This window comes from Streptomyces sp. NPDC048734, assembly GCF_043198675.1.
Taxonomy (GTDB): domain Bacteria; phylum Actinomycetota; class Actinomycetes; order Streptomycetales; family Streptomycetaceae; genus Streptomyces.
Window position 1 is genome coordinate 501,244 of sequence record NZ_JBICUZ010000001.1, and the last position, 14,645, is coordinate 515,888.

General features: G+C 72.2%; 12 protein-coding genes. 9 read left to right on the top strand and 3 right to left on the bottom strand.

Annotated elements, in window-relative coordinates; all coding sequences use genetic code 11:
- Window positions 1-87 precede the first annotated feature (87 nt).
- The 3 genes from ACGFQC_RS02175 to ACGFQC_RS02185 all read left to right on the top strand — a co-directional run bounded on the left by ACGFQC_RS02175 (window position 88) and on the right by ACGFQC_RS02185 (window position 2,309).
- Window positions 88-333: a hypothetical protein gene (locus ACGFQC_RS02175; RefSeq protein ID WP_363088205.1), complete on the top strand. Its 246-nt coding sequence runs from the start codon at window positions 88-90 to the stop codon at window positions 331-333.
- Window positions 334-466: 133 nt separating this feature from the next.
- Entirely contained in the window at window positions 467-1,456 is a 990-nt protein-coding gene (gene holA / locus ACGFQC_RS02180; protein ID WP_363088204.1) for a DNA polymerase III subunit delta, read from the top strand.
- Between the two features lie 457 nt (window positions 1,457-1,913).
- Complete coding sequence (locus ACGFQC_RS02185; protein WP_363088203.1) at window positions 1,914-2,309, top strand: nuclear transport factor 2 family protein; 396 nt, start codon at window positions 1,914-1,916, stop codon at window positions 2,307-2,309.
- A 197-nt stretch (window positions 2,310-2,506) separates the two neighbouring features.
- Here the strand turns inward: ACGFQC_RS02185 and rpsT are convergent, their stop codons facing one another.
- Window positions 2,507-2,773, bottom strand: a complete 267-nt coding sequence (gene rpsT / locus ACGFQC_RS02190; protein WP_363088202.1) for a 30S ribosomal protein S20 — start codon at window positions 2,771-2,773, stop codon at window positions 2,507-2,509.
- Between the two features lie 220 nt (window positions 2,774-2,993).
- Here rpsT and lepA point away from each other — a divergent pair, with 220 nt between their 5' ends.
- The 4 genes from lepA (at window position 2,994) to hemW (ending at window position 10,487) form a co-directional block, all read left to right on the top strand.
- Complete coding sequence (gene lepA / locus ACGFQC_RS02195) at window positions 2,994-4,862, top strand: translation elongation factor 4 (RefSeq protein ID WP_363088201.1); 1,869 nt, start codon at window positions 2,994-2,996, stop codon at window positions 4,860-4,862.
- Window positions 4,863-5,102: 240 nt separating this feature from the next.
- On the top strand, window positions 5,103-6,977 hold the full coding sequence (locus ACGFQC_RS02200) for an AMP-dependent synthetase/ligase (protein ID WP_363088200.1): 1,875 nt from the start codon (window positions 5,103-5,105) through the stop codon (window positions 6,975-6,977).
- A gap of 285 nt (window positions 6,978-7,262) precedes the next feature.
- Window positions 7,263-9,170, top strand: coding sequence for an ATP-binding SpoIIE family protein phosphatase (locus tag ACGFQC_RS02205; protein ID WP_363088199.1), 1,908 nt, complete (start codon window positions 7,263-7,265; stop codon window positions 9,168-9,170).
- 84 nt (window positions 9,171-9,254) lie between these two features.
- Entirely contained in the window at window positions 9,255-10,487 is a 1,233-nt protein-coding gene (hemW, locus tag ACGFQC_RS02210; protein WP_363088198.1) for a radical SAM family heme chaperone HemW, read from the top strand.
- Window positions 10,488-10,625: 138 nt separating this feature from the next.
- Here hemW and ACGFQC_RS02215 read toward each other — a convergent pair whose 3' ends face one another.
- Complete coding sequence (locus ACGFQC_RS02215) at window positions 10,626-11,441, bottom strand: DUF3097 domain-containing protein (RefSeq protein WP_363088197.1); 816 nt, start codon at window positions 11,439-11,441, stop codon at window positions 10,626-10,628.
- A 31-nt stretch (window positions 11,442-11,472) separates the two neighbouring features.
- Entirely contained in the window at window positions 11,473-12,198 is a 726-nt protein-coding gene (locus ACGFQC_RS02220) for an MBL fold metallo-hydrolase (RefSeq protein ID WP_363088196.1), read from the bottom strand.
- A gap of 158 nt (window positions 12,199-12,356) precedes the next feature.
- Between ACGFQC_RS02220 and hrcA the strand changes: the two genes are divergently transcribed.
- Both hrcA and dnaJ read left to right on the top strand, forming a co-directional pair.
- Complete coding sequence (hrcA, locus tag ACGFQC_RS02225) at window positions 12,357-13,373, top strand: heat-inducible transcriptional repressor HrcA (RefSeq protein ID WP_363088195.1); 1,017 nt, start codon at window positions 12,357-12,359, stop codon at window positions 13,371-13,373.
- Window positions 13,374-14,507: a molecular chaperone DnaJ gene (gene dnaJ / locus ACGFQC_RS02230; RefSeq protein WP_363088194.1), complete on the top strand. Its 1,134-nt coding sequence runs from the start codon at window positions 13,374-13,376 to the stop codon at window positions 14,505-14,507.
- Window positions 14,508-14,645 lie beyond the last annotated feature (138 nt).

Below are 14,645 nucleotides of genomic sequence, written 5' to 3' on the forward strand. Positions count from 1 at the left end.
GGCAACGGGATCGAGCTGGACCTGCCGGCACGTCCCCCGCGGCCGACCTGCCCTCCGGCCTCCGTGGACGTGCCGGAAAATAGGCGGGTGAGCGATGTGAGACATGTGCTGGTGCTGCCCGACCGCGATGCCGCCGAGGAGGTCGTGGAAGCGCTCGGGGAGAGGTTCGGGGTGCGCGAGGAACCGCAGGTCGTCCGGGACGCGTTGGCCGGTGAGGACGACGCGGAGGACGCGCAGTGGCTGGTGGTGCTGCGGGACGAGGAGGGACGGCTCGACGCGGAGGAACTGCACGCTTTCGCGGCCGAGTGGGAGGGGTGGCGGGAGGAACCGTAGGGGTGACGCCGGAGGCGGAGCCGCTGCCCGGTCCTCACTGTCCGGTCCCGGCTGCCCGGTCCCGGCTGCCCGGTCCCGGCTGTCCGGTCCCGGCCGGGCCTCGCTGTCACCGCCCCGTGCCATCCTTGACCCAATGGCCAGGAAGACTGCGAATGACGACCCCCTCGCCCCGGTGACGCTCGCCGTGGGCCAGGAGGACCTGCTCCTCGACCGCGCCGTGCAGGAGGTGGTGGCCGCCGCACGGGACGCCGACGCCGACACGGACGTGCGCGACCTGACGTCGGACCAGCTCCAGCCCGGCACGCTCGCCGAGTTGACCAGCCCGTCACTCTTCGCGGAGCGCAAGGTCGTGGTCGTACGCAATGCGCAGGACCTGTCCGCCGACACGGTCAAGGACGTGAAGGGGTATCTCGCGGCGCCCGCCGAGGAGATCACGCTCGTGCTGCTGCACGCGGGCGGGGCCAAGGGCAAGGGGCTGCTGGACGCCGCGCGCAAGGCGGGGGCGCGGGAGGTGGCCTGCCCGAAGATGACCAAGGCGGCGGACCGGCTGGCCTTCGTCCGGCAGGAGTTCCGGGCCACCGGCCGGTCGGCCACCCCGGAGGCCTGTCAGGCGCTCGTCGACTCCATCGGCAGCGACCTGCGGGAGCTGGCGGCGGCGGTGTCGCAGCTCGCCGCCGACATCGAGGGGACCATCGACGAGGCGATCGTCGGGCTGTACTACACGGGCCGGGCCGAGGCGTCGAGCTTCACCGTCGCCGACCGGGCCGTGGAGGGCAGGGCGGCGGAGGCGCTGGAGGCGCTGCGCTGGTCGCTGTCCACCGGCGTCGCACCCGTGCTGATCACCAGTGCCCTCGCGCAGGGCGTGCGGGCCATCGGCAAGCTGTCCTCCGCGCGCGGCGGCAGACCCGCGGACCTCGCGCGGGAGCTGGGCATGCCGCCCTGGAAGATCGACCGGGTCCGTCAGCAGATGCGGGGCTGGACGCCCGACGCCGTCTCCCTGGCCCTGCGCGCGGTCGCCGAGGCCGACGCGGGTGTGAAGGGCGGTGGTGACGACCCGGAGTACGCGCTGGAGAAGGCCGTGGTGACGGTGGCACGGGCGGCCCGTTCCGGGGGCCGAGCGTAGAGCCGGAAGCCGGAAGCCGGAAGCCGGAAGCCGGACGCCGGAGCCGGACAGCCGGAGCCGGTCACCGCTTCGGCTGCCGTCGGTACCGGACCCGGCTGTCCGGCCCAGGACCGGCGGCCGACCACGGGCCGGTCGCGTCACCGACCCGTCCGATCAGCACACCTGGATCCGATCAGCGCGTCGGGAATCCCACCTCGAAAACCTCGCCCCGGGAATCCCACCCCAGGAATCCCACCCCGAAAACCTCGCCTCGGAAATCCGGCCCCGGGAATCCCAACCCGAAAACCTCGCCTCGGAAATCCGGCCCCGGAACCCCACCCCGGAACCCCACCCGGCGAACCCCGCGCCTCCTGTCCCACCGCCACCCCTGGTCCCAGTCGCCGTCCCCGTCGGACGGAGGAGAATCGAGGCAGCAGCCGACGCATCGCCCACGACGTCGGAAAGGTGGCGATCGACCATGGCTGAACACCCGCACGCAGCGCTCGTTCGCAGGGGCTTCGAGGCTTTCTCCCGAGGGGACATGGACACCCTGCGGAAACTGATGGCGAAGGACGCCACGCATCACGTGCCCGGCACTCACCCGCTCTCGGGTGACTTCAAGGGCCAGGACGCGATCATCGACATGTACCGGCGGCTCGGTGAGGAGACGGACGGCACGATGCGTCTGGAGATGCTCGGCACCTGTGTCGACGGCCGCGGACACGCGGTCGGGATGTGCCGTGTCACCGCCGAGCGGCAGGGCAAGCACCTCGACGACACCGGATGCATCGTCTTCCGGGTCGTCGGCGACAAGATCACGGATCTCGACGAGTGCGTCGAGGACATCGACAAGAGCGACGACTTCTGGTCGTGAGAACACCCCGCCGAGAATGCCGAAGGCCCCGGTGCCCGCCCTGGGGAAGGGCGGGGCGCCGGGGCCTTCGGTTCGCGATGCTGGATCCACGCCCGCGTGGCGAACGCAGGCCGCGCGTGGATCCGTGGGTGCCGGTCGGGAGCGGATGAGAGAGGGCCCGCTCTGAGTCTCCCCGGCGATCAGATCAAGAAGGGAGTTCAGCCCTTGAGGGTCGCGACCTTCGAAGCGAGCGCCGACTTCTTGTTGGCGGCCTGGTTCTTGTGGATGACGCCCTTGGAGACGGCCTTGTCGAGCTGACGCGCGGCAGCGCGCTGCAGCTCGGTGGCCTTCTCGACGTCACCCGCGGCAGCGGCCTCGCGGGCCTTGCGGATCGCGGTCTTCAGGGAGGACTTGACGGCCTTGTTGCGCAGCCGAGCCTTCTCGTTGGTCTTGATCCGCTTGATCTGGGACTTGATGTTCGCCACGAAAGAGCCTTTGCAGGTTCAGGCACGGGGCCGCTCGGGTCCCGCACCAGGTGATTTCTTGAGTGTGCCTCGCGCTGAGAGGGCATGAGACACAGCCACCCAGACTACCAGCGGGTCCGAGAGCGGCCCAAACCGGTCCCCGGTCGCCGCGCGTGGGACCATGGAACCTACGTATCGATCCGACCCGAGGCATAAGGCGCCTCAAGAGACAGGACCCTGCGTGCCCGCGACCCCTAACAATGTGCCCGAGCCGAGCCGTACCGACCCGGCACTGATCCGCAACTTCTGCATCATCGCGCACATCGACCACGGCAAGTCCACCCTCGCCGACCGGATGCTCCAGCTGACCGGTGTGGTCGAGCAGCGGCAGATGCGCGCTCAGTACCTCGACCGCATGGACATCGAGCGTGAGCGCGGAATCACGATCAAGTCCCAGGCGGTGCGTCTGCCGTGGGCTCCGACCCAGGACCCCGGGAACACGCACATCCTCAACATGATCGACACCCCGGGGCACGTCGACTTCACCTACGAGGTCTCGCGGTCGCTCGCCGCGTGCGAGGGCACCATCCTCCTCGTGGACGCCGCCCAGGGCATCGAGGCCCAGACCCTCGCCAACCTCTACCTGGCGATGGAGAACGACCTCGCGATCATCCCCGTGCTCAACAAGATCGACCTGCCGGCCGCGCAGCCGGAGAAGTTCGCCGAGGAGCTGGCGAACCTCGTGGGGTGCGATCCGGAGGACGTGCTGCGGGTCTCCGCCAAGACCGGTGTCGGCGTCGACGCGCTGCTCGACAAGGTCGTGCGGGAGGTCCCGGCGCCGGTCGGGGTCAAGGACGCGCCCGCCCGCGCGATGATCTTCGACTCGGTGTACGACTCCTACCGGGGCGTGGTCACGTACGTCCGTGTCATCGACGGGCAGCTCAACAAGCGTGAGCGGATCCGGATGATGTCCACGAACGCCACGCACGAGCTGCTGGAGATCGGCACCAACTCGCCCGAGATGCTGTCGGCCGACGGCCTCGGCGTCGGCGAGGTGGGCTACCTGATCACCGGGGTGAAGGACGTCCGCCAGTCCAAGGTCGGTGACACCATCACCAGCCAGCACAAGGGCGCGACCGAGGCGCTCGGCGGGTACAAGGACCCCAAGCCGATGGTCTTCTCGGGTCTTTATCCGCTGGACGGCTCCGACTATCCGGAGCTGCGCGACGCCCTGGACAAGCTCCAGCTCAACGACGCCGCGCTGGTCTACGAGCCGGAGACCTCCGCCGCCCTCGGCTTCGGCTTCCGCGTGGGCTTCCTGGGCCTGCTGCACCTCGACGTGATCCGGGAGCGGCTGGAGCGCGAGTTCGGCCTCGACCTCATCGCCACCGCGCCGAACGTGGTGTACCGCGTGGTCATGGAGGACGGCGCCGAGCACACCGTCACCAACCCGAGCGAGTTCCCCGAGGGCAAGATCAGCGAGGTGTACGAGCCGGTCGTGCGCGCCACGATCCTGTCGCCCACCGAGTTCATCGGCTCGATCATGGAGCTGTGCCAGACCCGGCGCGGCACCCTGCTCGGCATGGACTACCTCTCCGAGGACCGGGTCGAGATCCGCTACACGCTCCCCCTCGCGGAGATCGTCTTCGACTTCTTCGACCAGCTGAAGTCGAAGACGCGCGGCTACGCGTCGCTGGACTACGAGCCCACCGGCGAGCAGACCTCCAGCCTGGTCAAGGTCGACATCCTGCTGCACGGCGACAAGGTCGACGCCTTCTCGGCGATCACCCATAAGGACGCCGCGTACGCCTACGGTGTGCGGCTCGTCGCCAAGCTGCGCGAGCTGATCCCGCGGCAGGCCTTCGAGGTGCCCATCCAGGCCGCCGTCGGCTCGCGGGTCATCGCCCGCGAGACCATCCGCGCCATCCGCAAGGACGTCCTCGCCAAGTGCTACGGCGGCGACATCTCCCGCAAGCGCAAGCTGCTGGAGAAGCAGAAGGAGGGCAAGAAGCGGATGAAGATGGTGGGCTCGGTGGAGGTTCCGCAGGACGCCTTCATCGCCGTCCTGAGCAGCGACGAGAACGCGGGTTCGGGCAAGGGCAAGAAGTAGCCCGCCGACACGCCGGTTCCGGGGCCCGTCGCGCTGTAGCGCGGCGGGCCCCGACCCGTCACCGGGTCGCCGTTGTGTAAAAAGTGACAGTCCGTGGCCCCTTACGTGCAGGCCAGTCGCCCTCTACTCTGATCCCTGCCCGATAGTTACTCGCGAGTTAAACAACAGCCGCACCGAGCCGGCCGCATTGTCAACAGCCGCACCGAGCCAGCCGCACCGTCGCGGGTCCCGGAGGATGTCGTGAGCGACACACAGACACTGATCGAGAATCGTCCGCCGTCCGTCGCGGGCCTCTTCCTGGAGCGGGTGGCCGCCACGCCGGACGCGGAGGCCTACCGCTACCCCGTGCCCGCACCGTCGGGCGAGGGCCCGGACGACTGGAAGTCACTGAGCTGGGCGCAGGCCGCCGAGCGGGTCCACGCCATCGCGGCCGGCCTGATCGAGCTGGGTGTGCAGCCCGAGCAGCGCGTGGCGCTGGCCTCCTCCACCCGCATCGAGTGGATCCTCGCCGACCTCGGCATCATGTGCGCGGGTGCGGCGACGACCACCATCTATCCGCAGACCAACGCCGAGGAGTCGGCGTTCATCCTCTCCGACTCCGGGAGCCGGGTGCTGATCGCGGAGGACGCGGCCCAGGTCGCCAAGGCGGTGGAGAAGCGCCAGGAGCTGCCCGAGCTGACCCATGTGGTGGTGATCGACCCGGCCGGGGTGGAGACCGCCGACTGGATCCTCACGCTCGACGAGCTGGAGAAGCGCGGCGCCGCCCGCCTGGAGCAGGACCCGCAGCTGATCAAGGAGCGGGTCGGCGCGATCACCAGGGAGCAGCTCGCCACCGTCATCTACACGTCGGGCACCACCGGCCGCCCCAAGGGCGTGCGCCTCCCGCACGACAACTGGTCGTACATGGCGAAGGCGATCGCCGCGACCGGCCTGGTCGGCCCCGACGACGTGCAGTACCTGTGGCTGCCGCTCGCCCACGTGTTCGGCAAGGTGCTGACCTCCGGCCAGATCGAGGCCGGGCACGTCACCGCGGTGGACGGCCGCGTCGACAAGATCATCGAGAACCTGCCGGTCGTGCGGCCGACGTACATGGCGGCCGTCCCCCGCATCTTCGAGAAGGTCTACAACGGGGTGGCCGCCAAGGCCCGCGCGGGCGGCGCCGCCAAGTACAAGATCTTCCAGTGGGCCGCCGAGGTCGCCCGCGAGTACGCCAAGGCCGCGCAGGACAACTTCCGGCGCACCGGCACGGCCTCCGTGCCCTTCGGGCTCAGCGCCAAGCACAAGGTCGCCGACGCGCTCGTCTACGCCAAGATCCGCGAGGCGTTCGGCGGGAACCTGCGCGCGTGCGTCTCCGGCAGCGCGGCCCTCGCGCCGGACATCGGCTTCTTCTTCTCCGGCGCCGGCATCCACATCCTCGAGGGGTACGGCCTGACGGAGTCCTCCGCGGCCTCCTTCGTGAACCCCGGCGAGGCCTACCGCACCGGCACGGTCGGCAAGCCGCTGCCCGGCACCGAGGTGCGCGTCGCCGACGACGGCGAGATCCTGCTGCGCGGTCCCGGCATCATGGAGGGCTACCACGGGCTGCCCGAGAAGACCGCGGAGGTCCTGGAGGCCGACGGCTGGTTCCACACCGGCGACATCGGCGAGCTGTCCCCCGACGGGTACCTGCGGATCACCGACCGCAAGAAGGACCTCATCAAGACGTCCGGCGGCAAGTACATCGCGCCCGCCGAGGTCGAGGGACAGTTCAAGGCGGTCTGCCCGTACGTCTCCAACATCCTCGTGCACGGCGCCGACCGGAACTTCTGCACGGCCCTGATCGCCCTGGACGAGGTGTCCCTGCGCAGCTGGGCCGAGGAGAACGGCCTCGGCGGGAAGTCGTACGCCGAGATCGTGGCCGCCCCGGAGACGGTGGCGCTCATCGAGGGCTACGTGAAGCACCTCAACCAGGGGCTGCAGAAGTGGCAGACGATCAAGAAGTTCCGGCTGCTGCCGCGTGACCTCGACGTGGAGCACGGCGAGATCACGCCGAGCCTGAAGCTGAAGCGGCCGGTCGTCGAGCGCGAGTACAAGCACCTGATCGACGAGATGTACGCCGGGGCGCGCGAGGCGTAGGCGCCGGCAGGGGACCTCCAGGCCGGGCGCGGCCGCGGACACGCCGCCCCCGGCCGAGGCCGACACCGGTACGACTACGGGTACCGGGACGAACAGCGGGGTGCTCGAATCCCGTCCCCGAAGCGACCCTTTCCGGACACACGCGGAACCCGGTTCCCCCTCATCACGGCCCACTTCGGTAACTCAACGCGTAGGGGCGCGACCGGTCTGTCACCCTGTCGGCATCGGCCGGGGTGTGCCGCCCGCGGACCGAGGCCCGATTCGTCGATCGCCCGGGAGCCGTCCATGGGGGCCATTCCCACGCAACGGGAGACCGTGTCCCGTGCCGGTGGCGCGCCGGCGCACGCGGGCGGGCACCCGCACACGCGCGTGACCCTCACCGGCGGCACCCTCGCGCCCGGCGCCGCCCGTGACGTCGTCCGCGCCGCGTTCGCCGAGTGGGCAGGCCGCGGCCTGCCCGGTGCCCGGGAACTGGCGGGACGGCTCGGCGAGGAGGTGGTACTCGTCGTCAGCGAACTGGTCACCAACGCCGTCGTGCACGCCGGTACCGACGTCGACCTGCTGTGCCGGCTGGAGGCGGAGCCGGAGCCGGAGCAGCCCGACGCCTGCGCCGTCGTCGTGGAGGTCACCGACCACCACCCCTCGCGCGCCCCCCGCGACGGCGGTCCCGACACGCCGTACGACACCCCCGAGTACGGCCGCGGCCTGCGCCTGGTGGCCACGCTGGCCGACGCGTGGGGGGTGACGTACCGCCGGGGAGCGAAGACCGTGTGGGCGCGGCTCCCGGTCCGCCCGGCGGACGACGAGGGGAACCCCGACGAACCCCGGGCCCGCACCACCCCGGCGCCCGCCCCCTCCCTCGCCTTCGCCGAGGTCCTCGCCCCCGAAGGCCGGTCCGGCGCGCACGACCGCGACTGGCTCGGCCGCGGCGCCCTGTCCTTCCTCGCCGAGGCCTCCGACCTGCTCGCCGGACAGCTCGACGAGGAGCTGGTCGCCGCGCTCACCGGCCAGCTGATCGTGCCGCGCCTCGCGGACTGGTGCGCGATCCGGCTGGAGGACGAACTCGGCCCGCGCGCCGGCTGGGACGACGGACCGCAGGCACGGCTGACCCGCGTCTGGCACGTCAGCGAGAACCACGTCGAGGAACTGCGCCGGGCCCTGGAGAAGGACCCGCCGCGCCCGCCCGACGGCCCCGACTCCGGGCCCGCGGCCCACCCCTGGCCCGGCGGCGCGCTCGGCCCGCACGGCACCGCCCTCGCCTACCGCCTGGTCGCCGGCGGCCGCCCGCTCGGCACCCTCGTCATCGGACGGGCCGCTCTGCCGCGCTTCCCCGACGAGGTCACCGGGCTCGTCGAGGACCTCGGCCGACGCGTGGCGCTCGCCATCGGCGCCGCACGCCAGTACGCCCGCCAGGCCACCATCAGCGCCGTCCTCCAGCGCGGTCTGCTGCCCGGCGCGGTCGCCGAGATCCCCGGCCTGCGCAGCGCCCTCGTCCACGAGCCGCGCGAGCAGGGCGGGCCGAGCGGCGACTTCTACGACCTGTTCCCGGTGGGCGACGGCCGCTGGTGCTTCGCGGTCGGCGACGTCCAGGGCAAGGGCCCCGAGGCGGCCGTGGTCATCGGACTGGCCCGGCCCTGGCTGCGGCTGCTCGCCCGCGAGGGGTACGGCGTCGCCGACGTCCTCGACCGCCTCAACCAGCTCCTCCTCGACGACGCCACCGAGGCCGCCGACGCGGCCGCCCGCGCCCTCGTCGGTCCGGCGGGCCCCGGCGACGGACCGCAGACCCGCTTCCTCTCGCTCCTCTACGGCGAACTCGTGCCCTTCGACGGCGGCGTCCGCTGCACCCTCGCCTCGGCCGGCCACCCCCTGCCCCTGCTCCTCGGGCGCGACGGCGGCGTGAGCACGGCCGCGCGGCCGCAGACCCTCCTCGGCGTCGTCGAGGACGCCACGTACGTCAGCGAGAGCCTGGACCTGTGGCCCGGCGACACCCTGCTCTGCGTCACCGACGGCGTCACCGAGCGCCGCTCGGGCTCCCGCCAGTTCGACGACGGCGACGGCCTCGCCCACGCCCTCGCCGGCTGCGCGGGGCTGGACGCGGAACTGATCGCCGAACGGATCCGCCGGCTGGTCCACGAGTTCGGCGGCCGGCCCCCGGAGGACGACCTCGCCCTGCTGGTGCTCCAGGCCGAGTAGCCGGGCGGCGCAGGCGCGGCGCCGTGGAGGAGCCGGCCGGCGGACCCACGGGACCTGCGAGCCGCGTACGGGACAATGGAGGACATGCCTTCCGCACTTCCCGACGGCGAGCCCGTCCCCACCGACGGCGCACTGCCCGCCTCCGCGCTCGCCGGGGCCGCCGACCGCCCCCTCGGGTTCTACCTGCACGTGCCCTACTGCGCGAGCCGCTGCGGCTACTGCGACTTCAACACCTACACCGCCACCGAGCTGCGCGGCACCGGCGGTGTCCTCGCCTCCCGCGAGAACTACGCCGACACCCTGGTCGACGAGGTCCGGCTGGCCCGCAAGGTCCTCGGCGACGACCCGCGCGAGGTCCGCACGGTCTTCGTCGGCGGCGGTACGCCCACCCTGCTCGCGGCCGGCGACCTGGTCCGGATGCTCACGGCGATCCGCGAGGAGTTCGGGCTGGCCGCGGACGCGGAGGTCACCACCGAGGCCAACCCGGAGTCGGTCGACCCGGCGTACCTCGCCACACTCCGCCAGGGCGGCTTCAACCGGATCTCCTTCGGCATGCAGAGCGCCCGGCAGCACGTGCTGAAGGTCCTCGACCGCACCCACACGCCCGGCCGCCCCGAGGCCTGCGTGGCGGAGGCCCGCGGCGTCGGCTTCGAGCACGTCAACCTCGACCTGATCTACGGCACCCCCGGCGAGTCGGACGACGACTGGCGGGCCTCCCTGGACGCCGCCCTCGGCGCCGGACCCGACCACGTCAGCGCGTACGCCCTGATCGTCGAGGAGGGTACGCAGCTCGCCCGCCGGATCCGCCGCGGCGAGGTCCCGACGACCGACGACGACGTCCACGCGGACCGGTACCTGATCGCGGAGGAGACGCTGTCCGCGGCGGGCTTCCACTGGTACGAGGTGTCCAACTGGGCCACCTCCGAGGCGGGCCGCTGCCTGCACAACGAGCTGTACTGGCGGGGTGCCGACTGGTGGGGTGCGGGTCCGGGAGCCCACAGCCACGTCGGCGGCGTGCGCTGGTGGAACGTGAAGCACCCGGGGGCGTACGCGGCGGCGCTGGCGAGCGGCCGTTCACCGGGCGCCGGACGCGAGATCCTGTCGCAGGAGGACCGCCGGGTCGAGCGGATCCTGCTGGAGCTGCGGCTGCGGGAAGGGGTTCCGCTGGACCTGCTGAAGGAGACGGGGCTGGCGGCGTCGCGGCGGGCCCTGTCGCAGGGGCTGCTGGACGGCGGCCCCTACGAGGCGGGGCGGGCCGTCCTCACCCTGCGGGGCCGCCTGCTGGCGGACGCGGTGGTGCGGGACCTGGTGGACTGATCACCCCGGCGGGTGAACCGCTGCGGAACGCCGGTCCGGTCCCTGACCTGGTTCGGACGCGCAAGTTCGGTGATCCGGTGCCGTTGCCGTTGGTGGGCATCGACCTCGACACGAGCAGGTTCGGCACGCTGCCGCCGCTCACACCGGTGCCGTGACGAAGTCGATCAGTTCCTCGACCGCTCTCAGCAGCTCCGGCTCCAGGTCCTTGTAGGACCCCACCCGCTTCAGGACGGCCTGCCACACCGCGCCGGTGTTCTCCGACGGCCACCCCAGCGCCCGGCACACCCCCGTCTTCCAGTCCTGCCCGCGCGGGACGCGGGGCCAGGCCGCGATGCCCACCGCCGACGGCTTCACCGCCTCCCAGATGTCGATGTACGGGTGGCCCACCACCAGCGCGTGCTCGCTGGTCACGGACCGGGCGATGCGCCACTCCTTGGTGCCGGGGACGAGGTGGTCCACCAGCACCCCCAGGCGGGCGTCGGGGCCGGGGGCGAACCCGTCGACGATCGACGGCAGGTCGTCCACGCCCTCCAGGTACTCCACGACCACGCCCTCGACGCGCAGGTCGTCGCCCCACACCTTCTCCACCAGCTCGGCGTCGTGCCGGCCCTCGACGTAGATGCGGCCGGCGCGGGCCACCCGGGCGCGGGCGCCGGGCACGGCGACCGAACCGGAGGCGGTACGGGCGGGCCGCAGCGGAGCCGCCGGGGCCGGGCGGACCAGCGTCACGACCCGTCCCTCCAGGAGGAAGCCGCGCGGCTCCAGCGGGAAGACCCGGTGCTTGCCGAAGCGGTCCTCCAGGGTGACCGTGCCCGCCTCGCAGCGGATCACCGCGCCGCAGAAACCGGTGCCGGGCTCCTCCACCACCAGGCCGGGGTCCGCGGGGACCTCGGGGACGGGCGGCTGCTTCTTCCACGGCGGGGTCAGGTCGGCGGAGTACACACGGGGGCCCATTCGGATGACGATAGGAGAAGCCCCGCGGCGGTCACGGCGACACGCCGAAACGCGCGGCCAGCGCGTCCCGCTGGGCCCGGACGAACGCCGCGTCCACCACCGCGCCGTGACCGGGCACGTACAGCGCGTCCTCGCCGCCGAGGTCCAGCAGCCGGTCGAGGGCGGCCGGCCAGTGCGACGGTACGGCGTCGGGCCCGGCCTGCGGTTCGCCGGACTCCTCGACGAGGTCGCCGCAGAAGACGACCTCGGGCGAGCCGGGGCCCGCCGGGACGAGGACGGCGAGGTCGTGCGCGGTGTGGCCCGGACCGACGTTCGCCAGCAGGACCTGCCGCCCGCCGCCCAGGTCGAGCGTCCACTCGCCGGAAACCGGGTGGCGGGGCCGTACCAGGGTGTCCGCGGCCTCCGTGGCCGCGGTCTCGTCCAGGCCGCACCGGACCGCGTCCGCGCGCAGTTCGTCCGCCGGTACCGATTCCGCCCCCACCGCCGCGTAGACCTCCGCGCCCGCGAAGGCCGCCGCCCCGAGCACGTGGTCGAAATGGGGGTGCGTGAGCGCGAGATCCGTCACACGCCGGCCGGCGAGTTCCTCGGCGCGCATCCGCAGCCGGGCGCCCTCGGCGAGACTCGATCCCGCGTCCACCAACAGGGCCCGCCCCTCCCCGACGACCAGCCCCGCCGTGCAGTCCCAGCCGGGCAGCCGGCACCGGCCGACCCCGGTGGCGATCCGCTCCCACCCCAGCTCTTCCCAAGTCACCGTCATACCGCGACGCTAGCCCCGGCGGCCCGGCAGGGCGACCGACCTTGCCCTGGGTGTACCCCACAGCCGTACACTGGGCCGGGGAACGCTGGCACTCGAATGTGAAGAGTGCCAGGCGGGGCGCCCGGGGGACCGGGGACGACTTCTGGAGGTGAGCGCGGGTGCTGAGTGAACGCAGGCTCCAAGTGCTGCGCGCCATCGTCCAGGACTACGTCGGCACCGAGGAACCCGTGGGTTCCAAGGCGCTCACCGAGCGGCACAACCTCGGCGTCTCCCCGGCCACGGTCCGCAACGACATGGCCGCCCTGGAGGACGAGGGGTACATCGCGCAGCCGCACACCAGCGCCGGGCGCATCCCCACCGACAAGGGCTACCGGCTGTTCGTCGACAAGCTCGCCGGCGTCAAGCCGATGACGGCCCCCGAGCGGCGGGCCATCCAGAACTTCCTCGACGGCGCCGTCGACCTCGACGACGTCGTGGCCCGGACCGTACGGCTGCTCGCGCAGCTCACCCGGCAGGTCGCCGTCGTGCAGTACCCGTCGCTGACGCGCTCCACGGTGCGGCACGTCGAGCTGCTGTCGCTGGCGCCGGCCCGGCTGATGCTGGTGCTGATCACGGACACCGGGCGGGTCGAGCAGCGGATGGTGGACTGCCCGGCGCCCTTCGGCGAGACCTCACTGGCGGACCTGCGGGCGCGGCTGAACAGCCGGGTCGCGGGCCGCCGCTTCAGCGACGTGCCGCGGCTGGTCGAGGACCTGGCCGACGCCTTCGGGGTCGAGGACCGCGGCACGGTCACGACGGTGCTCTCCACACTGCTGGAGACGCTCGTCGAGGAGAACGAGGAGCGGCTGATGATCGGCGGCACCGCCAATCTCACCCGCTTCGGACATGACTTTCCCCTCACGATCCGACCCGTCCTGGAAGCCTTGGAGGAGCAGGTCGTGCTCCTCAAGCTCCTTGGCGAGGCGGGGGATTCGGGCATGACCGTACGCATCGGTCACGAGAACGCCTACGAGGGACTCAACTCCACTTCGGTGGTGTCGGTCGGCTACGGTTCGGGCGGCGAGGCAGTCGCCAAGCTCGGCGTGGTCGGACCGACCCGCATGGATTATCCGGGAACGATGGGAGCGGTACGCGCAGTGGCACGGTACGTCGGACAGATCCTGGCGGAGTCGTAAGTGGCCACGGACTACTACGCCGTTCTCGGCGTGCGCCGCGACGCGTCGCAGGAAGAGATCAAGAAGGCCTTCCGGCGGCTCGCACGCGAGCTGCACCCGGACGTCAACCCCGATCCGAAGACCCAGGAGCGGTTCAAGGAGATCAACGCCGCCTACGAGGTGCTGTCGGACCCGCAGAAGAAGCAGGTCTACGACCTCGGCGGCGACCCGCTGTCCCAGGCGGGCGGCGGCGCGGGCGGTTTCGGGGCCGGTGGCTTCGGCAACTTCTCCGACATCATGGACGCCTTCTTCGGCACGGCGTCGCAGCGCGGGCCGCGCTCGCGCACCCGCCGGGGCCAGGACGCGATGATCCGGCTGGAGATCGACCTCGACGAGGCGGCCTTCGGCACGACCAAGGACATCCAGGTCGACACGGCGATCGTCTGCGGCACCTGCAGCGGCGAGGGCGCGGCGCCGGGGACCACCGCGCAGACCTGTGACATGTGCCGCGGCCGCGGCGAGGTGTCGCAGGTGACGCGGTCCTTCCTCGGTCAGGTCATGACCTCGCGGCCCTGCCCGCAGTGCCAGGGCTTCGGCACCGTCGTGCCGACGCCGTGTCCGGAGTGCGCGGGCGACGGCCGGGTGCGCTCGCGTCGCACGCTGACCGTGAAGATCCCGGCCGGTGTCGACAACGGCACCCGCATCCAGCTCGCCGGCGAGGGCGAGGTCGGGCCCGGCGGCGGCCCCGCCGGCGACCTGTACGTCGAGATCCACGAGCTGCCGCACGCGCAGTTCCAGCGGCGCGGCGACGACCTGCACTGCACGGTCACCCTGCCGATGACCGCGGCGGCCCTCGGCACCAAGGTGCCGCTGGAGACGCTCGACGGGCTCGAGGAGGTCGACATCCGGCCCGGCACGCAGTCGGGGCAGTCGATCCCGCTGCACGGGCGCGGTGTCACGCACCTGCGGGGCGGCGGGCGCGGTGACCTCATCGTGCACGTCGAGGTGCAGACGCCCAACAAGCTGGACCCCGAGCAGGAGCGGCTGCTGCGGGAGCTGGCGAAGCTGCGCGGGGAGGAGCGGCCCCTCGGGCAGTTCCAGCCCGGTCAGCAGGGCCTGTTCTCCCGGCTGAAGGACGCGTTCAACGGACGGTGACGGCGGCGGGCGGTGAGGGCTCCTCGCCCCCGCCGCCCCTTCCCCCTCCCGTTCCCCGGGGGCCGCGCCCCGGACCCCCTTCTGCCTGGGCGGTTTCGTCGCCGGACGCCGGACGGGCTGGTTTCGGACTCGTCCGGG